This window comes from Bradyrhizobium sp. U87765 SZCCT0048, from assembly GCF_018131225.1.
In the GTDB taxonomy this organism is placed as follows: Bacteria; Pseudomonadota; Alphaproteobacteria; order Rhizobiales; family Xanthobacteraceae; genus Bradyrhizobium_A.
In genome coordinates this window covers 889,565-912,042 of record NZ_JAFCMM010000002.1, presented here as the reverse complement: position 1 = coordinate 912,042, position 22,478 = coordinate 889,565, and the positions used below count along the sequence as shown (strand labels likewise).

Here is a 22,478-nt window from a genome sequence, read left to right as displayed (position 1 = left end):
ACAGCATCGCATCCGCACCAGCGCCGCCGGGGAACCGGCGACGCCTGCCGGACGCCGGCACCGACAGATCAGCCGCGAGAGGTAGGACCGTGACCAAAGGCCGCATCAAGGACATCGCCAACATTCTCAAACTCGGCCACATCGAATTCCGCACCACGGACCTCAAGCGTGCCCGTGAGTTCTATGTCGATCTGATCGGCCTGCACGAGACCGCGCGCGACGACGATCGTGTCTATCTGCGCTGCAGCGAGGATCGTCAGCACCACACCTTCGTGCTGCGCCAGGCGGAGACGGCGGGGCTCGGCCACATCGGCTTTCGCGTCTCGTCGGAAGAGGATCTCGATCGCATGAAAGCGCGGTTCGAGGAGCTGGGCCTGCCGGTGCGCTGGGCTGGCAACGAGATGCTCGGCCAGGGCCGCACGCTGCGCGTGCGGGACCCGCTCGGATTCACCATCGACTATTATGCCACGATCGACAGCGTGCCGTGGCTGGTGCAGCACTATCATCTGCACAAGGGTGCGTCGCCGACCCGCATCGATCATGTCAACGTGCTGACCCCCGACGCCCAGAAGGGCTACGACTGGTACACCCAGGAGCTCGGCTTCGGCTGCGCCGAGTACACCGAGTCCGAACCGCCGGAGCCGCGCATCTGGGCGAGCTGGCTGTTCCGCAAGGCGACGGTGCACGACATCGCGGTGATGACCGGGCAGGGGCCCGCGGCGCACCATGTCGGCTTCTCGCTGCCCGAGCCGCTCGCCATCATCCGTGCCTGCGACATGCTCGCCGGCGCGGGCTATGCCGACAGCCTCGAGCGCGGTCCGGCCCGCCACGGCATCTCGAATGCGCTGTTCGTCTATGTCCGCGATCCCGACGGCAACCGCTTCGAACTCTACACCGGCGATTATCTCACGGGCGATACCTCGGCCGAGCCGATCCGCTGGAGCCTTAACAACCCGGTGCGCCAGACGTTCTGGGGCGCGCCGCCGCCACGCCGCTGGTTCGAGGAATCGATGGCGGTGGAATCGTTCGATGGCGCTACCAACCAGCCGACGGAGCCGCCGCTGCTGCCGCCGGTGCCGAACTACGTTCTGGACTGATCTCGACCGCGCGTTTCACTTTCGCGTACAAGCAATTCCGCCCGAACCTTAGGTGTGCATCATGAAGATCTTCTCGACCACTGTGCTTCTTGCTGCTCTGACGATGTCGACGGCGGCGTTCGCCGCCGACAAGCCCGAGCTGCGCATCGGCTCGGTGGTGGCGATGACCGGCCCGGCATCGGCGCTCGGTCTGCCGGAGAAGAACGGTCTCGATCTGCTGGAGGAGCAGATTGCGGCCGATGCCAGCCTGCCGTTCAAGATCAAGTTCGTCACCTACGACGATGCGTCGGATCCGACCAAGGCGGTCAACGCGGTGCGCAAGCTGATCACCGAGGACAAGGTCCATGTCGTGATCTGCTGCACCACGACGCCGACCTCGATGGCGATCCTCGAAACCATCGCCCAGGCGCAGGTGCCGAACATCTCTCTGGCGCTCGCCGCCAGCGTGATCGAGCCGGTGCAGGACCGCAAGTGGGTGTTCAAGACGCCGAGCACGGACCAGCTGCAGGTGACGGCGCTGGTCGATGACATGGTTCAGCGCGGCATCAAGAAGGTCGGCTTCCTCGGCCTCGAGGATTCGTTCGGCGAGGGCGGCTGGCAGGCCTTGCAGGCCGTGGCCAAGGCCAAGGGCGTCGAGATCGTCGCCGCCGAGCGGTTCGCCCGTACCGACACCAACTTCACGCCGCAGGCGCTGAAGGTCCGCCAGGCCAATCCCGGCGCGATCTACATCCACGCCATTCCGCCGTCCTCGGCGCTGGTGCACCAGGCCGTCAAGCGCGTCGGCTTCACCGGCCCGATCTACCAGTCCGGCGGCTCCGCCAATGCCACCTTCATCTCGGTCGGCAAGAAGGATGTCGAGGGTTCGCTGGTCGGCACCACGCCGGTGCTGATCTACAAGGACATGTCCGACAGCAATCCGCTCAAGCCCGTGATTGCCAAATTTGCGGCGCTCTACGAGAAGAAGTTCAATGTCGAGAAGGTCGATATTTTCCCCGGCCAGTCGTGGGATGCCGGCAACATCGCCATCAAGGCGGCGGCCGACGCCGTGACCGAGGGCGCCAGGCTCGACGACCTCGACGCGTCACGTGCCGCGATCCGCGACAAGATCGAGGCGACACGCAATTTCGTCGCGGTCGGCGGCATCTTCGACTATTCGCCGACCGATCACCTCGGCCTCGACAAGCGGAGCACCTTCATCTCCGTGGTCAAGGACGGTCAGTTCCGCCTCTATGACGCCAAGTAAGGCATGATCGACACCTTTCTCTTCCTTCTCGTCGACGGCCTCACCAGCGGTCTCGTCTACGCACTGCTCGCGCTCAGCCTGGTGCTGGTGTTCACCGTCACACGCGTGGTGAACATCGCCCAGGGCGAATATGTCATGCTCGGCGCGCTGACGCTCGCCGATCTGTTGCAGGGCCGCGTGCCCGGCACGCTGTATCTGCTGGCCGGCGGCACCGTGTTGTGCCTGATCCTCGATGCCGACCGCTGGCGCCGTGACTGGCGCGCGGCGCTCGGCATCGCCGCCGGCGGCATTGTCGGCGTCGTCGCGGCGTTCGCCATGACGCGGGCGGCGCTGGCGCTGCAACTGCCGCCGCTCGGCATGATGGCGGTGGCGCTCGTCCTGGTCGCGCCGCTCGGTGCGATGGTCTATCGCTTCACTGTCCATCCCATCCCGAACGCCACCACCATCGTGTTCGTGATCATCTCGGTGGGCGTCGACATGGTGCTGCAGGGCCTCGGCCTGCTGATCTGGGGCGCCAATCCCTACCCGGTCGATCCGGTGGTCGCCGGCGGGGCGACGTTCGGTCCGGTGTTCGTTCCCTACCAGAGCTTTGCCATCCTGATCACCGCGCTGCTGTCGATGGGCGCACTCTATCTGTTCTCCGAGTTCACCCTGCTCGGCAAGGCGCTGCAGGCCTCTGCCATGAACCGGCTTGGTGCGCAGTTCTGTGGCATCCCGGTCAATCTCACCGGCGCCATGGCCTTCCTGCTAGCCGCGGGGTTCAGCGCCCTCAGCGGCATGCTGCTCGCACCGCTGATCACGGCGAACTACGAAATGGGCTTCATGGTCGGCCTCAAGGGGTTTGTCGGCGCCGCGCTCGGTGGCCTCATCGACTATCCGCTGTCGCTCGCCGGCGTGATGCTGGTCGGCTCGCTGGAGTCCGCATCGGCCTATGCGGCGAGCGCCTACCGTGACGCGCTGGTGTTCAGCCTGCTGATCCCCGTGCTGCTGTGGCGCAATGCCCGGCAAAGGCTGGAGACGAAATAGCGATGCGGTCCCGCGCAACTCTCGCCCTTGTTCTCGGCGCCGTCCTGCTCGGCGTGCCCTGGACGCTGCCGTCGTTCTATGTCGGCATCTTCGCCTATGCCGGCATCTATGCTCTGGTCGCGATCGGCCTCGCGCTGTTGCTGCAGGCCGGCCAGGTGTCGCTTGGGCAGGCGGCGTTCATGGGGCTCGGCGCCTACGGCACCGCGTTGTCCTCGCGCCATTTCGGCATCGATGCGGCAGCGACGCTGGTCGTCAGCGTTGCCGCGACCGCCGTGGTCGCGGCGCTGATCGGCGCCATCACGCTGCGCCTCCGCGGCCACTTCCTCCCGCTCGCGACGCTCGCCTACGGCATTGCGCTCGGCAGCCTGTTCGTCGCCGGGAACGAGGTGACCGGCGGCGCGTCCGGCCTCGACAAGATCCCGCCACTGGCGCTATTCGGCATGGCTCTGACGGACGATCGCCTCTACACCGAGCTGATCTGGATCATCGTGCTGCTGGCAGTGCTCGGCGCGGCACGGCTGCGCGGCTCGCGCACCGGCCGGGCGATCGCCGCGCTGGAGTCCTACGACGGCATGGCGCGCAGCTTCGGCGTCGAGACCACGGCGCTGCGCATCAAGGTGTTCGTGTTCTCCGCGGTTCTGGCCGCGCTCGCCGGCGGGCTCTACGTCCATCTGCTGCGCTTTATCAGTCCGTCGCCGTTCTCACTAACGACCTCGTTCAAGCTGCTGATCATGGCCGTCGTGGGCGGCCCGTCGAGCGCCGCCGGCGCGGTGATCGGCGCGCTGACGCTGGAAAGCGCGCAGTGGACGCTGCAGGACATCTTCGCCCGCTGGGGTGCGTCCGGCAATTTCGAGGTCATCGTGTTCGGCGTCATCCTGGTGGTGATGCTGCTGCGCTGGCCGCAAGGCCTGTGGCCGGCGGTCGAGAAGATCATCCCGCATGCGAAGCCGCGGCCGCGCGATGGCCAGGGGCTGGCATCGCGCACGCTGCAGGCGGACCATAACGCCGTGCTGCTGCGGGCCGATGCGGTCAGCGTGCGGTTCGGCGGTCTGCGCGCGCTCGACGATGTCAGCATGGAGCTGCGGCGCGGCGAGTTCGTTGGCCTGATCGGGCCGAACGGCGCCGGCAAGACCACGCTGTTCAGCATCATCTCGGGGCTGCGCCGCCCGACCGGGGGCAGTGCCACGCTGTTCGATGCGCCCCTGCCGCCGAGCCATCTGATCGTGCGTCGTGGCATGGCGCGCACCTTCCAGCATGTCCAGCTGGTGCCGGAGCTCACCGTGCTCGAAAACGTCGCGCTCGGCGCCTATGCGCGCACCAAAGCCGGCTTCATTCGCGGACTGTTCGGTCTCGACGCCGAGGAGAACCGCCTCGCGCTGGCGACGGCGCGTCAGGCACTTGTCCGGGTGGGCCTCGAGGTCGATGCCGACAGCGCGGCGGCGAGTCTGCCCCTCGGCAAGCAGCGTATTGTCGAGATCGCCCGGGCGCTCGCCGCCGATCCGCAGATCCTGCTGCTCGACGAGCCGGCCGCGGGCCTGCGCTTCTCCGAGAAGCTGGTGCTGGTGCGCATCCTGCGTCAGCTCCAGGCCGAGCACGTCACCATCCTGCTGGTCGAACACGACATGGAACTGGTGATGAGCTGCGTCGACCGCCTCGTCGTGCTCGATCGCGGCTGCATCATCGCCCAGGGCAGCCCGCGCGAGGTCCAGGCCGATCCGAACGTCATCGCAGCCTATCTGGGGGGCGCCCGTGACAAGGCTGCTTGACGTCTCCAACCTGACCGTCGGCTACGGCCCGGCGATCGCTCTCGACGGCATCAGCTTCGATGTCGCGCGCGGCGAGTTCGTGACGTTCATCGGGCCGAACGGCGCCGGCAAGACCACGCTGCTCAACAGCATCATGGGCGTGATCGCGCCGCAGTCGGGCGCGGTCGCCTTCAGGGGCGAAGCGCTGGGCCTGGCACGGCCGGAGGCCCGGGTTGCCCGGGGCATCGTGCTGGTGCCCGAGCGACGTGAGCTGTTCGCCCATCTCAATGTCGAGGATCATCTGCGGCTCGGCGCGTTCCTGCGCCGCCGCCAGGGCCGACAGAAGATGGCGGCGGCGCTCGACCGCATCTATGCGCTGCTGCCCAAGCTCGCCGAGCGGCGCAAGCAGCTCGCCGGCACGCTGTCGGGCGGCGAACAGCAGATGGTGGCAATCGGCCGCGCGCTGATGGCCGAGCCGCAGCTTCTGATGCTCGACGAGCCGTCGATTGGCCTTGCGCCACGCATCACCGAAGAGATTTTCGACGCCATCAGCCTTCTCAAGAAGGATGGCATGACCGGCATCCTGGTCGAGCAGAATGCCACGCTCGCGCTCTCGGTCGCCGATCGCGCCTATGTGCTCGAGGTCGGCAACGTCGTCGCCGCGGGACCGGCCACCGAGCTGCGCCAGGATCCGCGTGTCACCGCCGCCTATCTCGGCGCCGGCGATCGTTACCGCGATTGCGCGGCCCCTTCATCCGCCCTCCACGTCACGACAGAAAAGGATTAGCACATGTCACGCGACGTCATCGTTCCTCCCACCGGTCTGCGGCCGGGCCTGCCCTATTCGCCGGCGATCCGCTGGGACAAACTGGTGTTCGTGTCCGGCCAGACCGGCTCCGACCCGGTGACCCGCGAGTTTCCCGCCGACATCAAGGCGCAGACCCGCATCGCGCTGGAGAACGTCAAGACGCTGGCGGAAGCCGGTGGCGCGTCGCTCGGCACCGCGCTCAAGATGACCATTCACATGACCGACATGATGAATGAGTTCGGCGCGATGAACGAGGTGTTCAAGGAGTTCTTCCCGAACGATCCGCCGTCGCGCACCACGGTCGGCGTCGCCCATCTGGCGCGCGCCGGCCTGAAGATCGAGATCGACATGATCGCCGTTGTCACGGATGCGGTCTGATCCATCCACCCTGCTGCTGCGGAACGCCGCGATCGGGACCGATGGTCCGGATCGCGGCGGCGCCGACAGCCTGCTCGTTGGCGACGGCCTGATCCGCTGGATCGGCCGCGCCGATGATGCGCCTGTGGCTGATCGGGTGATCGACGTCGGCGGTAGCCGTGTCGTTCCCGGCCTCACCGACGCCCACGCCCATCTCTACACCCGCGCGCTCGAGCTGCTGCATGTGCGGCTCGCCGACGCGGCGTCCATCGCCGATCTGCTGGCGCGGCTGCAGCGCGCCTGTGCCGCCGGCTCGCCCGGCGAATGGATCGTCTCCTCCGATTACAGCGAGCTCGTGCTCGCCGAGCACCGCCATCCGCTGCGCGCCGAGATCGATGCGGTCTCCGCCGGTCGCCCCGTGTTGCTGCGCCGCACGGGTGGCCATCTCGCCGTCGCCAACTCCGCGGCGCTCCAGGCCGCGGGCTTCGACGATACGTCGGTCGATCCTGTGGGCGGCACGCTGGGACGCGTGGGCGGCCGTCTCAGTGGCGTGCTGGCGGAAAGCGCGGCCGACATCGCCGCGGCACTGGCGCCGCCGCCGTCGCGCGACCGCACGGCAGCAGCGATCCGCGCGGTCGCACGTGAATGTCTGTCGCTCGGCATTGTCAGCGTGGTCGAGGCCGCCGTCGGGTTCAGCAGCGGCTTCGACGCCGAATGGGCGGTCTGGAACGTGTTGCGTGACGCGGGCGATTTCCCGCTGCGCATGGGCTTCATGCTGCGGCTCGATCCCGATGACGCGCGACAGCGCGGCCTGCGACCGTCAGCGGTCGATCCGCGCTGGCAGATCCGTACGCTCAAATTCTTCGTCGATGGCATCATCGGCGCGCGGACGGCGGCGTTATCCGCCCCCTATGCCGACACCGACACATCGGGTCTGTTCATGGAAGCGCCGGAGGCGCTGCGTGCGAAGGTGATCGCGGCGCATGCCGACGGCTGGCAGCTCGCGGCGCATGTCATCGGCGACCGCGCCATCGCGCACTGGCTCGATTGCCTCGCGGCAGCGCAGGCGGTCGCGCCGCGGCCTGATCCGCGCCACCGGCTGGAACATTTTGCGTTGCCCGGACCGCAAGCGGTACAGCAGGTCAAGGCGCTCGGCGCGGTGGTGGTGCCGCAGCACGGTTTTCTCCATCGGCTCGGTGCATCCTTCGCCGCCGCCGTCGGTCCGGAGCGGGCGCAGCACCTCTATCCGGGACGGACGCTGCTCGCGGCCGGTGTGCGGTTCGCCGGCAGTTCGGATCTGCCGATCGGGCCGCTGTCGCCATTCGTCGGCATGGCGGCGGCGGTCAGCCGCACCACGGCGAACGGCATGGTGCTCGCAGCCCATGAGGCGCTGACACGAACGGAAGCGCTCGCGAGCTACGCCGAGGGGGGTCCGTTCGTGATGGAACAGGAGGCGTCGCGTGGTCGGCTCGCGGTTGGCCAGTTGGCCGATCTCGCCGTGCTCGACCGCGACGTCATGACGTGTGCGCCCGACGATACGGCCGCGGCGCGGTCGCGCCTCACGGTTATCGGCGGTGCGGTCGCGTTCAGCGACGGAACAATGGCCAGCTGAAGCACGGGACCAGCGCGAGCGCGCGTCTCCTGTGCACGGATGGACATTGACCCGCAGCGTGCGCCGATATATTTAACATGTTAATTACTTATGCGAAAGGATGCGACATGAACAAGCCTCTTCCCAATGACGCCCTGACCGACAACCTGCGCAAGGTGACGTCGTATCTGCAGCGCTTCAAGGCTGCGACGGTGCCCCACATCATTGCCGGCGAGCGCGTCGCCGGCGCCGACACCTTCGAGGACTTCGACCCGACCGACAATTCCGTGATCTGCAAGGTCGCTTCCGGCACGGCGGCGGAGATCGATCGCGCGGCGCGCGCTGCTGCCGCGGCATTCCCGGCCTGGGCCGGCCTGCCCGGCGACAAGCGACAGGCGCTGCTGCACAAGGTCGCGGACCGCATCGAGGCGCGCGCGGAGGAGATCGCGCTGGTCGAGAGCTTCGATAGCGGTCAGCCGATCCGCTACATGGCGAAGGCGGCGCTGCGTGGCGCCGAGAACTTCCGCTTCTATGCCGACAAGGCGCCGTCGGCGTCCGACGGCATGTCGCTGCCGACCGATACCCATCTCAACTACACCCTGCGGCAGCCGATCGGCCCGGTCGGCGTGATCACGCCGTGGAACACGCCGTTCATGCTGTCGACCTGGAAGATCGCGCCGGCGCTCGCGGCCGGCTGTACCATCGTCCACAAGCCGGCGGAATGGAGCCCGCTGTCAGCCGTGATCCTGTCAGAGATCATGACCGAGGTGTTCGAGGAAGCGGGTCTGCCGAAGGGCGTCGTCAACCTCGTGCACGGCTTCGGCGAGAGTGCCGGCAAGGCGCTGACCGAGCATCCCGCCATCAAGGCGATCGCCTTCGTCGGCGAATCCGTCACCGGCAGCCACATCATGGCGCAGGGCGCGCCGACGCTGAAGCGCGTCCACTTCGAACTCGGCGGCAAGAACCCGGTGATCGTGTTCGACGACGCCGACCGCGAGCGCGCGCTCGATGCGGTGCTCTTCATGATCTACAGCCTCAACGGCCAGCGCTGTACGTCGTCGAGCCGCGCCCTGGTGCAGCGCTCGATCTATGACGGCTTCGTCGCCGACCTCAAGGCGCGCGTCGCCAAGATTCGCGTCGGCCACCCGCTCGATCCGGCGACCGAGATCGGCCCGCTGATTCATCCGCGCCACGTCGAAAAGGTGCTGAGCTATGCCCAGCACGCCAAGGCGGATGGCGCCGAAGTGGCGGTCGGCGGCGTGCGCGCCATGGACGGCAAGGGCAATTATGTCTGCCCGACGCTGTTCACGGGCGCTGCGACCACCATGCGCATCGCCCAGGAAGAGATCTTCGGTCCGGTGCTGACCGTGATCCCGTTCGACGACGAAGCCGACGCGCTGAAGATCGCCAACGACGTCCGCTACGGCCTCGCGGCCTATATCTGGACCGGCAACATCGGCCGGGCGCACCGCGTGGCGCAGAGCGTCGAGGCCGGCATGGTGTGGGTCAACTCGGAGAACGTTCGTCACCTGCCGACGCCGTTCGGCGGCGTCAAGGCCAGCGGCATCGGCCGGGATGGTGGCGAGTACGCCTTCGAGATCTACATGGAGCAGAAGAATATCGCGATCGGCCTCGACAAGCATCGCCCGCCGAAGATCGGCGTCTGATCGCGACACGATCCGCCCGCTCCGGCCTTGCGCCGGGACGGGCCAACAATCACAAAGCAGGGGAGAGCGGCATGGTCACACGTCTGCCGGGGTTCGATGCATTGGCGTTGAAGGCGCTTCTGGGGGCCGACACCCATGTCTACGAGCTGTCGCATGCGATGGCGCCGTCGATGCCAGTTTACCACCAGCACATCCCGTTCTCCCTGGCGCTGCACCGCCGCCATGGCGATCCGCATCCCGCTCCCCGCGAAGACGGCTCGAGTTTCGCCAACGAAGTCATCGTGACATCCGGCCATGCCGGCACCCACATCGACGCGCTCGGCCATTTCTCACGCCATGGCTGTCTGCATGGCGGTGTCGCCGTCGCCGATGTCGAGACGCGGGACGGCTATCGCGAGCTGGACGTCGCCGACATCCCGCCGATTCTGCAGCCGATGGTGATGCTGGACGTTGCGGCAGCGCGGGGCGTGCCGTGCTTGCAGCCGCGCGAGGAGATCACCATCGCCGATCTCGAGGCGGCGATGCGGCATGGCGGCGTCGACATTCGCCGCGGAGACGCGGTGTTCGTGCGCACCGGCTGGGCGCAACACTGGAGCGACAGCGAAACGTTCATCGGCCGGCGTGGCGGCATGCCCGGACCTGCGGAGAGCGGCACGCGCTGGCTGATCGCGCAGGGGGCGACGCTGGTCGGCTCGGATACACCGGGCTTCGAATGCCTGCCGACGCCGGGCGTATCGGTGCATGCCATCCTGCTCGTCGACGAAGGCATCCACATCATCGAGAACCTCAATCTCGAGGGCATGTCTGCGGCCCGGCGCCATCGCGGCTTCCTTGTCGTGCTGCCGCTGCGACTCACCGGCAGCACCGGCTCGCCGATCCGTCCGATCGTGCTGGCTTGATCGCCGCGCCGGTGCGCGGCGCGTGGCCATGCATCAGGTCAGGGGATAGTGCGCGAGGACGCGGAAGCGCTCCGCGGCGCTGTCCTGGCGGAACACGGCGAGGCGGTCGATCGCGAGATCGGCGTCAGTTTGCGTGGCTGTCTGCGCGCGCAGCACCGCCAGCACGGCGTCGCGCCGCTCCGCCGGCACGCGCCCCGTCAGTGTCATGTGAAAGCGGAATTCGTCGAACACGTATGGGTAGCCCCAGCGGTCGAGGTAGGCGACCTGCTGTGCGCTGAGTGCGTCCGGGTTGCGGCGTGCGCGATCGGTGGCCGTCAACGGAGCGCGGAAACGATCAAACGTTTCGACACAACGTGCCGCCAGCGCCTGCAGCGCAGGCGAGGGGGCGTCCGGCACCATCGCGATGAAGCTGCCGAGCGCCCGGGTCACCGGACGAATGAGCGGTAGAGGCTGTGACGGGGTCACATAGCTCCCGGCGAACTGTTCGCAGGCCGCGAGCAGAGCCGCTTCCGTGGCGTCGCTCGCCAGCGCGAACGGCGCCTTCAGCGTGGCATGAAAGCCGTACTTGCGCGGGTCGCGGGTGAGGTCGTGCCAGTCCGGCAGGGCGGCGGAGACGTCGGCCGGAAACGGCCGGTCGCTGCCACTGAAGGCGTCGTAGCCGAGCAGGCCGGCACCGAGGCTCGCAAGTGCGCTGTCGGGTGCCGGCGTATAATAGAGTGCGTAGCGGGGAAAAGAGGTCATGGTCGATCCTGACGCCAGAATAGAGTGGCGTCAGGCGGCCGCAACCGCCTTGTGCGCGACGCTGGTCCGCGACAGTCGCTCCGGCTCGGTGAGCTGAACCAGCCGTCCGCCGGCGATCACGGCGACCAGCCGCGGCCGCAGCGGTTCGCGATCGTCGATCAGCAGGATATCGGCACGCTGGCCTTCGGCGAGACGGCCGCGATCGGCGAGGCCGGCGGCGGCGGCCGGCGAGGCCGAGATCAGCGCCCAGGCTTCCGGCAGTGTGAGAATGTTGTCGGCGACGAGCCGGAACGCCGCGAGCATCGGCGCCGGATAATAATAGTCCGACGCCAGCACCGAGCACATTCCCTTGGCGATCATGTCGGCGGCCTTGGTCCAGCCGGTATGGCTGCCGCCGCGCACGACATTGGGGGCGCCGAACACGATGTGGTCGCCGGCCTCGGCGGCATCGCGCGCCGTGATCTCGTTGACCGGGAATTCCGCGAGGGTGACGCCCATGGCGCGGTAGGCCTGGCGTTGCGCCGGGCTCTCGTCGTCATGGGACAGCATGCGGATGCCGCGGGCGCGTGCGGTGGCGGCGAGGCGCGCGACCGAGCCGGGCACGTCGCCGGCCCGGGCCATGACTTCGGACACGAGGTGGTCGAACGCCGTGTCGGTCAGGCCGGTGCGCTCGACCATGCGGGTGCGCTTGTGGGGTTTATCGAGGTTGGCCACGGTCGCGTGCATGTGGTCATTGAAGGCGAGCAGGTCGATGCGCCCCTTCTCCAGCCATTCCCGGATGATCGGCTCGGCGGCGAGATTGTAGGTCTCGTGGCGGAGGTGGAAGCGGGTGTCCGCGAACAGCTGCGGCCGCAGCGCCTCGATGGCGCCGACCAGATACTCGGCGTTGTCGCCGCTGCGCAGGCCCGGCTCCCACGACCAGGTGGTGGCATGGAAGACGGTGGTCAGGCCGTTCGCGATCGCCTGCCGGTCGCTGTCGAGCAGTGCAACGTCGATCGGGAAATCGACGCCGGGGCGCGGCATCATCTGGCGCTCGAAAGCGTCGCCATGGATGTCGACGATGCCGGGCATCACCAGCAGTCCGCTGGCATCGAGATCGAGCGGCGCATGGGCGCTGCCGGTGCCGACACAGGCGATCGCGCCATCGGTGATCTGCAGGAAGGTGTCGAGGATGTCCTGTTGGACGAGGGCGCGGCCGCCCCGAATCAGCATGTCAGTCACGGTCAGGCCGTTCGTTGGAGGTGAGAAGCAGAGGCAGCACGCGGGCGGTTTTCGTGCTTGTCGAGGAAGTCTTCAATGGCGAGGTGACGGAAGTCGGGCAGCGCGGCGCGCAATTCCTCGTGATCCCATTCCCACCACTCGAGCGCGAGCAGGCGGGAGGCGATGTCTTCGGCGAAGCGGCGGCGCACCGGGCGCGCCGGGTTGCCAGCGACGATGGTGTAGGCCGGCACATCCTTGGTGACGATCGCGCCGGCCGCGATCACCGCGCCGATGCCGATCTGGCGACCGGGCAGAATGACAGCGCCATGGCCGATCCAGACATCGTGGCCGATGCCGACGTGATGGTCGCGCCGCCATGCGAAGAAATCGGCATCGTCGCTCTCGCCGGGAAAGTAGGCGCTGGAGCGATAAGTGAAGTGTGATTGCGTCGCGCGATGCATCGGATGGTTGCCGGGATTGATCCGCGTCATCGCCGCGATCGAGCAGAACCTGCCGATCGTCGTGTAGGTGATCTGACTGTCGTTCACGACATAGGAGTAGTCACCCATCGCCACGTCGAGCAACTGCGTGCGCGCGCCGACTTCGCAGTAAGCGCCGAGCGTGCAGTCGCGCAGCTGCGCGGTCGGATCGATCAGTGGAGTGACGGAAAGGGCTTTGGCAGCCATCGCGCAGTCTGCAATCCTGGATTGAGTTGCTCGGGAAGCAAGACCCTAGTGCCATCGTCATGATGACAGTGTCATGACGACGGTACGATCGTCCACCTGTTCCAATTTGCGGTAACGCGTCGCACACGGTGCAATTGTCACACAACTGTAGAATCCCGGCGCTAGCGGTGACGATGACGCAAGGAATTCTGGAGTCTCTCATGTTGGTGGTGGATGGTTTGACGTGCCGCTTCGGCGACAAGCTCGCCGTAGACAATGCATCGTTCTCCATCGCGCCCGGCAGTTTCATCGGTGTGATCGGCCGGTCCGGCGCCGGCAAGTCGACGCTGCTGCGCATGATCAATCGTCTCGCCGAGCCGACCTCGGGCCGCATCATGTTCGAGGGGACGGATGTCACCGCGCTGCAAGGCCGCGATCTGCGCAAGTGGCGGGCGCGTTCGGCAATGATCTTCCAGCAGTTCAATCTCGCCGGCCGCCTCGATGTGCTGACCAACGTACTGATGGGCCGCCTTGCCGACGTGCCGGCCTGGCGCTCGCTGTTCCAGCTCTGGCCCGACGAGGACAGAGCGATTGCCATGTCGGCGCTCGAGCAGTTCGATATCGCCACCCTGGCGGCGCAGCGTGCCGACCAGCTCTCCGGCGGCCAGCAGCAGCGCGTGGCTATCGCCCGCGCGCTGGTGCAGCAGCCCGACATCATTCTCGCCGACGAGCCAATCGCTTCGCTCGATCCGCGCAACACCCGGATCGTGATGGACGCGCTGCTGCGCATCAACAAGCATTTCGGCATCACGGTGATGTGCAACCTGCACTCGCTCGACCTCGCGCGGACTTATTGCGACCGGCTCATCGGCATGGCCGCCGGTCGGGTCGTGTTCGACGACGCGCCGGCAGCGCTGACCGACCAGATTGCCCGGGAGCTCTACGATCTCGAAGCCGACGAGGTGATGGATGCGAGTCCCGCCGCCGTGCCCGCGGGCGCAACAGTTCCCGTTCCACAGTTCGGAACGGCCGCAGCCTGAAAACTGCGCGTGCAAGCCGGGCGCCTGTGAGCGGATCGGTCTGCGTTTCCTCGAAAGATCAGGAGAAGTCATGATCACCCGCCGTCTCATTCTCGCCGGCGCCGCCGCGCTGGCGATGTCGTCTGCTGCCTCGGCGCAGGACTGGAAAGCCAAGTATCCGGAACTCGTCTTTGCCGTGATCCCGGCGGAGAACGCTTCGGGCGTCACCGAGCGCTGGACGCCGTTCGTGAACTATCTGTCGAAGGAGCTCGGCACCAAGGTCACGCTGCGCATCGCCAACGACTATGCCGCGGTCATCGAAGGCCAGCGTTCCGGCAACATCCAGATCGCGAGCTATGGCTCGGCCTCGTTCGCGCGCGCCCGCCTGACCGGCGTCAAGATTGACGCCTTCGCCAACGACATCAATGCCGATGGCAGCACCGGTTATTACTCGGTGTTCTTCGTCAAGGCGACGAGCCCTTACAAGTCGGTGCAGGACCTCAAGGGCAAGAATCTCGGCCTCGTCGATCCGAACTCGACCTCCGGCAACAACGTGCCGCGCTTCGAGCTCGACAAGATGGGCATCACCGATGCCGATACCTATTTCAGCAAGGTGGTGTTCACCGGCAGCCACGAGAACGCGCTGCTGGCGCTGTCGCAGGGCACGGTCGACGTCGCGGCCAACCAGTGGACCAGCGATGACGACTCGACCCTGGCACAGATGCTGACCAAGGGCATGCTGAAGAATGCCGACGGCACGCCGTTGAAGAAGGACGATTTCCGCATCATTCACAAGTCGGCGCCGATCATCAACGGCCCCTACGCCTACAACTCCGATCTGCCTGATGACCTCAAAACTGCGATCGCCAAGGCGTTCCAGGACGCGCCGACCAAAGACAAGGCGGCGTTCGAGCGTCTGTCGGACGGCCAGAAGAAGGGCTTCCACCCGGCCACCACCAAGGACTGGGACGCCACCATCGAGCTGATCAAGTTCGTCGACAACCTGCGCAAGAAGAAGGCGTCTTGATCGTCCGTCATACCATCGGGAGCCGGGTCTTCGTGACCCGGCTCTTTTTATGGCCGGCAGTCGGGACTGTCCCGCTGACGACCGCCGCCACTTCGGTGGCGATCTCACTGTCGCGCGGCCACTGACATGCCCGTCACCATCTCGCTGCTTCCCGATCAGCAACTGAGTGCGCTGAACGCGGCCTATCGCCAGGCCGTGGTCCGCAAGCGTCTGCGCTACGCCATTGCCGCCGCAGCCATGGTGGTGGTGCTGTTCGTCTCTGCCATCGGCGCAGAGGTCAACCTGCGCACGCTGTTCACTTATTTTGGCAACTTCTTCAGCTATTTCGATCGCATCTTCACGCTCGACAGCGGCGCACGGGTGTGGACCGATCCGGCCGAATGGCTGTGGGGCTGGCGCAAGTGGCTGTCGCTGCTCGGCGAAACACTGTTGATCAGTTACGTCGGTACCGTGGCCGGTGCGTTCGTCGCCTTCCTGCTCAATTTTCTGTCCGCGGCCAATACGGCGCCGGCGCCTTGGGTCCGTTTCGTCACCCGGCGTGCGCTGGAATTCTGCCGCACGGTTCCGGACATCGTGTTCGCGCTGATCTTCGTCATCGCGTTCGGCTTGGGGCCGATGGCCGGCGTGCTCGCCATCGCCATCCACACGGCTGGCTCGCTCGGCAAACTGTTCTCCGAGATCGTCGAGAACGTCGACATGAAGCCGGTCGAGGGCGTGCGGTCCACCGGGGCCAACTGGGTCGCCTGCATGCGCTTCGCCGTGGTGCCGCAGGTGCTCGCCGGCTTTGCCAGCTACACGCTGCTGCGGTTCGAGATCAACGTCCGCGGCGCCTCGGTGATGGGCTTCGTCGGCGCCGGCGGCATCGGGCAGGAGCTCGTGGTTGCCATTCGCAAGTTCTATTACTCCGATGTGAGCGCCATCCTGCTTCTGATCATCCTGACGGTCTTCGTCATCGATATCGGCACGGGCTGGATCCGCAGCCATTTTCTCGGCCGGGAGCGGCGCGCATGACCAAGACGCTGGTTGTCGATCCCAAGGGGGATCCGCGGGCACGTTATCCCGAGCTGTTCCAGCGCTCGCTGACCGCGCGATTGCTGGTGCCGGCGCTGGCTGCCGCGATGGTCGCGCTGTTCATCTATGGCCTTGCGGTGCTGGACTTCTCGCCGGCACGGATGCTCGGCGGGCTGCATCAGCTCGGCTGGATCGTGATGATGATGGTCCCGCCGGATCCCGGCTCGTCGCTGCCGACCTATCTGGTCGCGCTCGGCGAGACGCTGTCGATCGCGGTGCTGGGCACGGTGGTGGCCGCCATCGTCGCGTTTCCGGTCAGCCTGCTGGCTGCGCGCAATGTTATTCCTTCGGCGCTCTTTCGTTTCCCGGTCCGTCGCTTTCTCGATTCGATCCGCGGCGTCGACACCCTGATCTGGGCGCTGGTGTGGATCAACGTCGTGGGCCTCGGCCCGTTCGCCGGCGTGCTGGCGATCGCGGTGTCCAACTTCGGCATTCTCGGCAAGCTGTTTTCCGAGGCGATCGAGGCGGCCGACCGCAAGCAGGTCGAGGGCATCCGCGCGTCCGGCGGCAGCAAGCTGCACGAAATCCGCTTCGGCTTGATGCCGCAGGTGCTGCCGGTAATCGCGAGCCAGGTGCTCTATTTCATCGAGTCCAACACCCGTGATGCGACCATCATCGGGATCGTCGGCGCCGGGGGGATCGGCCTACAACTGGCCGAGCAGATCCGCGTGCTGGAATGGCAGAAGGTGTCGTTCCTCATCCTGATGGTGCTGATCGCCGTGGCGCTCATCGACTTCGTGTCGGGACGCTTGCGGTTCGCGATCATCGGCCGCCGCCCGGCCGTTTGAAGCTCAGGTATTCTCCACCAGGAACTCGACGCGTTCGGCGACGAAGCGCGAATGCGAGGTGAGCAGGGGCTTGCCTTCGCCGTCGAGGTCGGTGCTGTCGACGATCAGGATCGGCCGGCCAAGGTCGAGATCGAGGCGGGCGGCATCAGCCGCATCGACGATGGCGGCAGTCACGCGGGTGGACGCGCGACGATAATCGCGAATGCCGAAATGGGCGAGAACCTTGGTCATCGAGCGCATCCGCTCGTATAACGCGCCTGCGTCGGGGAACCGGTCCGCCGACAGCCAGGTCGTTCCGATGCAGATCGGCGTTTGATCCGCGAAGCGGAGGCCCTCGATGCGTGCCAGAGGAGCGCCCGCCTTGAGCCCGAGCAGTTTGGCGAACTCGCGTGTTGCCGGCTCGATGGTTGCGCTGATCAATTGTCCGCGCGGTTCGCGACCGCCGGCGCCGACAATCTCCGAAAAGCGCGTGCGGGACCGCAGCGGGTAGGCGAGGCGTGGCGCCTCGACATAGGTGCCGCTGCCGCGCTCGGCGCGCACGAAACCGCGTTCGGCGAGCGCGGCGAGCGCACGCCGCACCGTATGGCGGTTGACGCGATAGGCTTCCGCAATCTCCATTTCGCCGGGCAGCCGCTCGCCTGCCGGATAGGTTCCGTCGGCGATGCCCCGTTCGATGGCGTCGGCGACCCGCCGCCAGAGGGCGACGCCGGACGCGGTGGTGTCGGTCATGGTCATGGCGCGCGGCGGCTCCGCACCGCAAGCAAAACAGCTGTCGTCATCTGCGGTCACTCTTACCCGAGAACCGGCGCGCCGCAAGCAACGCCGCAAAACCATAGCCGAGAAATCATCCCCGCGTCACGAAACAGTCATGGACGGGGGCTATCAAGTTGTCTAGAAAAGTAGACAACTTGGATCGGGCCATGTCAAGCAGTCAGCCCCACGACGACCTCCAGTTGCAGAAGCGCCGTCAGTCGGCCATGGCGGTGCTCGCGCACAGCGATGTCGACGCGATCGCGCAGAAGCTCGCGCCACTTGCGCTGCCAGCCTATGAAAACCTGCGTGAGGCCGAAAACGGCCTCGTGATGATGCGCGGCCGTGTCGGCGGCGATGGCGCACCGTTCAATCTCGGCGAGGCGACGGTGTCGCGTGCGGCTGTGCGCCTGCCGACCGGCGAAGTCGGATTCGGTTATGTGCTTGGACGCGACCGCCGCAAGGCGGAGCTGATCGCGCTGTGCGACGCGCTGGTGCAGTCCGGCGCGCATGGCGAGGCCGTGGAGCGCGACATCATTGCGCCGCTGCGGGCGCAGATGCTGGAGGCCCGGCGCGATCGGGCGGCAGAGACCGCGGCGACGCGGGTCGATTTCTACACCATGGTGCGTGGGGAGGGCTGACCGATGACGACGGTCGCGGAACTGCCGACAAAGTTCGCCCAGCAGGTGCTGTCGGCGCAATCGATCTTTCGCTCAGTGATGGAGGCCATGGCGCGTCCCGGCACCCGGCATTGCGTGTCGACGGTCGCCGGCGCTCCGGCGCCGCTGATGCAGGCGACCGCAGCAATCGCGCTCACCCTGTTCGATCACGACACGCCGATCTGGCTGGACCCGGCCATGGAGGCGTCGTCCGACGTCGCCAGGTGGCTCAAGTTCCACACCAGCGCGCCGCTCGTCAGCGATCCTTCGATCGCCCATTTCGCGCTGGTCAGCGATATCGCCGCGGCGCTGCCGCTCGACCGCTTTGCCCTCGGCAGTGGCGAATATCCCGACCGATCGACGACGCTGATCGTGCAGGTCAGCCATCTCGGCCGCGGTCCGATGTTCGAGCTGCGTGGGCCCGGCATCGACGGCGCGACGACGCTGCAGGCGCCGCTCGGTGCGGATCTCGTCGCCGCGCTCGCGGCCAATCACACGCTGTTTCCCCGCGGGGTGGATCTGGTGCTCGCGGCGGATGACGCCATCGTGGCATTGCCCCGCACCACGCGGGTCGTTGCGAAGGAGAGCTGAGCATGTACGTCGCCGTCAAGGGAGGCGAGCGCGCCATCGAGAACGCCCATCGGCTGCTGGCGCATGAGCGGCGCGGCGATCGCGATGTGCCCGAAGTGACGCTGTCGCAGATCTCCGAGCAGCTCAGCCTCGGGGTGGATCGTGTGATGACCGAAGGCTCGCTGTACGATCGCGAACTCGCGGCGCTGGCTATCAAGCAGGCGCGTGGCGACATGATCGAGGCGATCTTCCTGCTGCGCGCGTTTCGCGCGACGTTGCCGCGCTTCGGCGCGACCGAGGCGGTCGATACCGGCAAGATGCAGGTGCGGCGCCGCGTCTCGTCGACGTTCAAGGACATTCCGGGTGGACAGGTGCTCGGGCCGACGTTCGACTATACTCATCGCCTGCTGGACCCGTTGCTCGCTGCCGGCAACGAGCCGGAACAGCCCGCGGTTGCGGAAGCACCGACCGCGCCGATGCCGCGCGTGACCGATATTCTCGGCCGCGATGGCCTGATCGAGGCTTCGCCAGCGGCGGAAGAGGGCGCCGCGGTCGGCGATCTCACCCGCGAGCCATTGAATTTTCCCGCCGGCCGCGATCTGCGGCTGCAGAATCTGGCGCGGGGCGATGAGGGCTTCCTGCTTGCACTGGGCTATTCCACCCAGCGCGGCTACGGCCGCAACCATCCGTTCGCCGGCGAGATTCGCTTCGGCGAGGTCGAGGTCGAGTTCTTTGCCGAGGATGCCGGCTTCGTGGTGCCGCTCGGCGCCGTCGCGCTGACCGAGTGCCAGATGGTCAACCAGTTCAAGGGCTCCGCGACCGAAGCGCCGTGTTTCACCCGCGGCTACGGTCTCGCCTTCGGCCAGTCCGAGCGCAAGGCGATGTCGATGGCCTTGGTCGATCGCGCTCTGCGGGCGGGCGAACTCGGCGAGGACGTGGTCGCGCCGGCCCAGGACGAGGAGTTCGTGATGTCGCACTCGGACAACGTCCAGTCGACCGGCTTCGTCGAGCACCTCAAGCTGCCGCACTATGTCGATTTCCAGTCGGAGCTCGGCCTGCTGCGCAAGCTGCGTCAGGAATTCGCCGAGGCCAATGCAACGGCCGACGTGGTCAAGGAGGCCGCGGAATGAACGCGCCCGCTTACAACTTCGCCTATCTCGACGAGCAGACCAAGCGGATGATCCGCCGCGCGATCCTCAAAGCGATCGCGATCCCCGGCTACCAGGTGCCGTTCGCCAGCCGCGAAATGCCGATGCCCTATGGCTGGGGCACCGGCGGCGTGCAGGTGACGGCCGCCATCCTCGGTCCCGACGACGTGCTCAAGGTGATCGATCAGGGATCGGACGACACCACCAACGCGATCTCGATCCGCAAGTTCTTCGCCAAGACCGCCGGCGTCGAGACCACGACCCGCACCGCGGATGCGACCGTGATCCAGACGCGCCATCGTATCCCCGAGGAGACGCTGCACGCCGGCCAGGTGCTGGTCTACCAGGTGCCGATCCCCGAGCCGCTGCGTTTCCTGGAGCCGCGCGAAACCGAGACGCGCCGCATGCATGCGCTCGCCGAATACGGCCTGATGCATGTCAAGCTTTACGAGGATATCGCCCGCTTCGGCCATATCGCCACCGCCTACGCCTATCCGGTCAAGGTCGGCGCGCGCTATGTGATGGATCCATCGCCGACGCCGAAATTCGACAATCCGAAGATGGACAACTGCGCCGCGCTGCAGCTGTTCGGTGCCGGCCGCGAGAAGCGGATCTATGCCGTGCCGCCCTACACCGAAGTAGTGTCGCTCGATTTCGAAGACCATCCGTTCACGCGCTATCGCTTCGACGCGCCCTGCGCGCTGTGCGGAGCGAGCGATTCCTATCTCGATGAAATCGTCACCGACGACAAGGGAGGCCGGATGTTCGTATGCTCGGACACCGACTATTGCGAAACCCGCCGCGACGCCGGCCATCATGGCGAGATGAGCGCCCCGCCGCATGCGGAGCCGCGCCATGACTGACGGCATTCCCATGGCGGTCGTCGAGACCAGCGACCAGCCGCTGCTGCTGGCAGACGGCCTGAACAAGTCCTATGGCCGCGTGCAGGCCTGTCGCGATATCTCGTTCTCGCTCTATCCGGGCGAGGTACTGGCGATCGTCGGCGAGTCCGGTTCGGGAAAATCGACGCTGCTGCAGATGCTGTCGGGGCAGCTGGCGCCGACGAGCGGCCGCGTCCGCTACCGCATGCGCGACGGTGTGACGCGTGACCTTACCGATCTCGGCGAGGCCGAGCGGCGCTTCCTGTTCCGCACCGACTGGGGCTTCGTGCACCAGGATCCGGCGCAGGGGTTGCGCATGGGCGTCTCCGCCGGCGCCAACGTCGGCGAGCGGCTGATGGCGGTCGGCTGGAACCACTATGGCCGCATCCGTGACACCGCGTCGACCTGGCTCGGCCGGGTCGAGATCGCCGCGGATCGCATTGACGACACGCCCCGGACCTATTCGGGCGGCATGCGCCAGCGGCTGCAGATCGCCCGCAATCTCGTCACCGAACCGCGGCTGGTGTTCATGGACGAGCCGACCGGCGGTCTCGATGTGTCAGTGCAGGCGCGCCTGCTCGACCTGATGCGCAGCCTCGTCGCCGAGCTCGGACTCGCGGCCATCGTGGTGACCCACGATCTCGCCGTGGCGCGGCTGCTGTCGCACCGCGTCATGGTGATGAAGGGTGGCCAGGTGATCGAGACTGGCCTGACCGACCAGGTGCTCGACGATCCCCGCGAGCCCTACACCCAGTTGCTCGTCTCCTCGATCCTGCCGCCATGAGGTCCGCAATGATTTCCAGCGATATTTCCGCCGCCGGCCCCGTGCCGCTGATCGATGTCCGCGGCGCAGAGAAGAGCTTCGTCATGCACCTGCAGGGCGGCGTGACGCTGCCGGTGGTGCGCAACGTCTCGTTTCATGTCGATGCCGGTGAATGTGTGGTGCTGTCGGGGCCGTCGGGCGCCGGCAAGTCGTCGATCCTGAAGATGATCTTCGGCAACTATCGCTGCGACCGCGGCGTGATCGGCATCCACCATCTCGGCCGGCAGGTCAATCTGGCGACCGCCGAGCCGCGCCAGGTGCTCGACGTGCGGCGGCGGACCATCGGCTATGTCAGCCAGTTCCTGCGGGCGGTGCCGCGGGTGGCGACGCTCGACGTCGTGGCGGAGCCGCTGCTCGCCGGCGGCGTCAGCCGTGCCGACGCCCAGGGCCAGGCAGCTGTGCTGCTGCGTCGCCTCAATATCCCGGAGCGGCTGTGGGCGTTGCCGCCCGCGACGTTCTCCGGCGGCGAGCAGCAGCGGGTCAACATCGCCCGTGGCTTCATCTCCGATCTGCCGGTCCTGCTGCTCGACGAGCCGACGGCGTCGCTCGACGCCGTCAACCGGGCCGTGGTGGTGGACCTGATCGCGGCCAAGAAGCAGAAGGGTGTTGCCATCGTGGCGATCGTCCACGATGACGAGATGCGCGAACTGATCGCCGACCGCCTGGTCGACGTGACATCGTTTGCGGCGGCGGCGTGATCGGC

General features: G+C 66.9%; 23 protein-coding genes. 19 read left to right on the top strand and 4 right to left on the bottom strand.

All coding sequences use genetic code 11. The features are described from left to right. Positions 1–89: 89 nt before the first annotated feature. From hpaD to JQ639_RS17300, 9 genes are all read left to right on the top strand, one after another. Positions 90–1,097, top strand: a complete 1,008-nt coding sequence (gene hpaD / locus JQ639_RS17340; RefSeq protein WP_211967345.1) for a 3,4-dihydroxyphenylacetate 2,3-dioxygenase — start codon at positions 90–92, stop codon at positions 1,095–1,097. 61 nt (positions 1,098–1,158) lie between these two features. Beyond that, positions 1,159–2,340 carry an ABC transporter substrate-binding protein gene (locus JQ639_RS17335; protein WP_211967344.1) on the top strand — a complete coding sequence of 394 codons (1,182 nt, stop codon included), beginning with the start codon at positions 1,159–1,161 and terminating at the stop codon, positions 2,338–2,340. Between the two features lie 3 nt (positions 2,341–2,343). Continuing rightward, entirely contained in the window at positions 2,344–3,366 is a 1,023-nt protein-coding gene (locus JQ639_RS17330; protein ID WP_211967343.1) for a branched-chain amino acid ABC transporter permease, read from the top strand. A 2-nt stretch (positions 3,367–3,368) separates the two neighbouring features. Next, the gene (locus tag JQ639_RS17325) at positions 3,369–5,132 is read left to right on the top strand and encodes a branched-chain amino acid ABC transporter ATP-binding protein/permease (RefSeq protein WP_211967342.1); all 1,764 of its coding nucleotides are present in this window, start codon (positions 3,369–3,371) and stop codon (positions 5,130–5,132) included. Next, the gene (locus JQ639_RS17320; RefSeq protein WP_211967341.1) at positions 5,116–5,898 is read left to right on the top strand and encodes an ABC transporter ATP-binding protein; all 783 of its coding nucleotides are present in this window, start codon (positions 5,116–5,118) and stop codon (positions 5,896–5,898) included. The genes JQ639_RS17325 and JQ639_RS17320 overlap by 17 nt, the downstream gene beginning before the upstream one ends. A gap of 3 nt (positions 5,899–5,901) precedes the next feature. Continuing rightward, entirely contained in the window at positions 5,902–6,297 is a 396-nt protein-coding gene (locus JQ639_RS17315; RefSeq protein ID WP_211967340.1) for a RidA family protein, read from the top strand. After that, on the top strand, positions 6,287–7,888 hold the full coding sequence (locus tag JQ639_RS17310; protein ID WP_211967339.1) for an amidohydrolase: 1,602 nt from the start codon (positions 6,287–6,289) through the stop codon (positions 7,886–7,888). Before JQ639_RS17315 ends, JQ639_RS17310 begins: the two co-directional genes overlap by 11 nt. 107 nt (positions 7,889–7,995) lie before the next feature. Next, positions 7,996–9,534: a 5-carboxymethyl-2-hydroxymuconate semialdehyde dehydrogenase gene (hpaE, locus tag JQ639_RS17305; protein ID WP_211967338.1), complete on the top strand. Its 1,539-nt coding sequence runs from the start codon at positions 7,996–7,998 to the stop codon at positions 9,532–9,534. Positions 9,535–9,605: 71 nt separating this feature from the next. Further along, entirely contained in the window at positions 9,606–10,433 is an 828-nt protein-coding gene (locus JQ639_RS17300; protein ID WP_211967337.1) for a cyclase family protein, read from the top strand. A 33-nt stretch (positions 10,434–10,466) separates the two neighbouring features. On the opposite strand, the gene JQ639_RS17295 is transcribed toward JQ639_RS17300, so the two are convergent. From JQ639_RS17295 to JQ639_RS17285, 3 genes are read right to left on the bottom strand one after another with little or no spacing between them, the layout of a single operon-like run. Continuing rightward, positions 10,467–11,174 carry a DUF1045 domain-containing protein gene (locus JQ639_RS17295; RefSeq protein WP_211967336.1) on the bottom strand — a complete coding sequence of 236 codons (708 nt, stop codon included), beginning with the start codon at positions 11,172–11,174 and terminating at the stop codon, positions 10,467–10,469. 30 nt (positions 11,175–11,204) lie between these two features. After that, the gene (locus tag JQ639_RS17290; protein WP_211967335.1) at positions 11,205–12,395 is read right to left on the bottom strand and encodes an alpha-D-ribose 1-methylphosphonate 5-triphosphate diphosphatase; all 1,191 of its coding nucleotides are present in this window, start codon (positions 12,393–12,395) and stop codon (positions 11,205–11,207) included. Between the two features lie 2 nt (positions 12,396–12,397). After that, positions 12,398–13,060, bottom strand: coding sequence for an LbetaH domain-containing protein (locus JQ639_RS17285; RefSeq protein ID WP_211967334.1), 663 nt, complete (start codon positions 13,058–13,060; stop codon positions 12,398–12,400). Positions 13,061–13,260: 200 nt separating this feature from the next. Here JQ639_RS17285 and phnC point away from each other — a divergent pair, with 200 nt between their 5' ends. The 4 genes from phnC to phnE (JQ639_RS17265) all read left to right on the top strand — a co-directional run bounded on the left by phnC (position 13,261) and on the right by phnE (JQ639_RS17265) (position 16,944). Then, positions 13,261–14,079 (top strand): phosphonate ABC transporter ATP-binding protein, encoded by an 819-nt coding sequence (gene phnC, locus JQ639_RS17280; protein WP_211967333.1) that lies wholly within the window; start codon positions 13,261–13,263, stop codon positions 14,077–14,079. Positions 14,080–14,149: 70 nt separating this feature from the next. Beyond that, positions 14,150–15,085 (top strand): phosphonate ABC transporter substrate-binding protein, encoded by a 936-nt coding sequence (gene phnD / locus JQ639_RS17275; protein WP_211967332.1) that lies wholly within the window; start codon positions 14,150–14,152, stop codon positions 15,083–15,085. A gap of 126 nt (positions 15,086–15,211) precedes the next feature. Further along, positions 15,212–16,096: a phosphonate ABC transporter, permease protein PhnE gene (gene phnE, locus JQ639_RS17270; RefSeq protein WP_211967331.1), complete on the top strand. Its 885-nt coding sequence runs from the start codon at positions 15,212–15,214 to the stop codon at positions 16,094–16,096. Beyond that, positions 16,093–16,944: a phosphonate ABC transporter, permease protein PhnE gene (phnE, locus tag JQ639_RS17265; protein ID WP_211967330.1), complete on the top strand. Its 852-nt coding sequence runs from the start codon at positions 16,093–16,095 to the stop codon at positions 16,942–16,944. Before phnE (JQ639_RS17270) ends, phnE (JQ639_RS17265) begins: the two co-directional genes overlap by 4 nt. A 3-nt stretch (positions 16,945–16,947) precedes the next feature. On the opposite strand, the gene phnF is transcribed toward phnE (JQ639_RS17265), so the two are convergent. Then, positions 16,948–17,679, bottom strand: a complete 732-nt coding sequence (phnF, locus tag JQ639_RS17260) for a phosphonate metabolism transcriptional regulator PhnF (RefSeq protein WP_211967329.1) — start codon at positions 17,677–17,679, stop codon at positions 16,948–16,950. 185 nt (positions 17,680–17,864) lie between these two features. Here phnF and phnG point away from each other — a divergent pair, with 185 nt between their 5' ends. The 6 genes from phnG to phnL are packed head-to-tail and all read left to right on the top strand — an operon-like array spanning position 17,865 to position 22,473. Then, entirely contained in the window at positions 17,865–18,335 is a 471-nt protein-coding gene (phnG, locus tag JQ639_RS17255; RefSeq protein ID WP_249123278.1) for a phosphonate C-P lyase system protein PhnG, read from the top strand. Positions 18,336–18,338: 3 nt separating this feature from the next. After that, the gene (gene phnH, locus JQ639_RS17250) at positions 18,339–18,944 is read left to right on the top strand and encodes a phosphonate C-P lyase system protein PhnH (RefSeq protein WP_211967328.1); all 606 of its coding nucleotides are present in this window, start codon (positions 18,339–18,341) and stop codon (positions 18,942–18,944) included. Between the two features lie 2 nt (positions 18,945–18,946). Then, positions 18,947–20,053: a carbon-phosphorus lyase complex subunit gene (locus JQ639_RS17245; RefSeq protein ID WP_211967327.1), complete on the top strand. Its 1,107-nt coding sequence runs from the start codon at positions 18,947–18,949 to the stop codon at positions 20,051–20,053. Next, positions 20,050–20,934, top strand: a complete 885-nt coding sequence (locus JQ639_RS17240; protein ID WP_211967326.1) for an alpha-D-ribose 1-methylphosphonate 5-phosphate C-P-lyase PhnJ — start codon at positions 20,050–20,052, stop codon at positions 20,932–20,934. The genes JQ639_RS17245 and JQ639_RS17240 overlap by 4 nt, the downstream gene beginning before the upstream one ends. After that, positions 20,927–21,736 (top strand): phosphonate C-P lyase system protein PhnK, encoded by an 810-nt coding sequence (gene phnK / locus JQ639_RS17235; RefSeq protein ID WP_371745104.1) that lies wholly within the window; start codon positions 20,927–20,929, stop codon positions 21,734–21,736. The genes JQ639_RS17240 and phnK overlap by 8 nt, the downstream gene beginning before the upstream one ends. Before the next feature lie 8 nt (positions 21,737–21,744). Beyond that, a complete protein-coding gene (phnL, locus tag JQ639_RS17230; protein WP_211967325.1) occupies positions 21,745–22,473 on the top strand; it encodes a phosphonate C-P lyase system protein PhnL in 729 nt (242 codons plus the stop codon). The last annotated feature ends 5 nt before the right edge of the window (positions 22,474–22,478 follow it).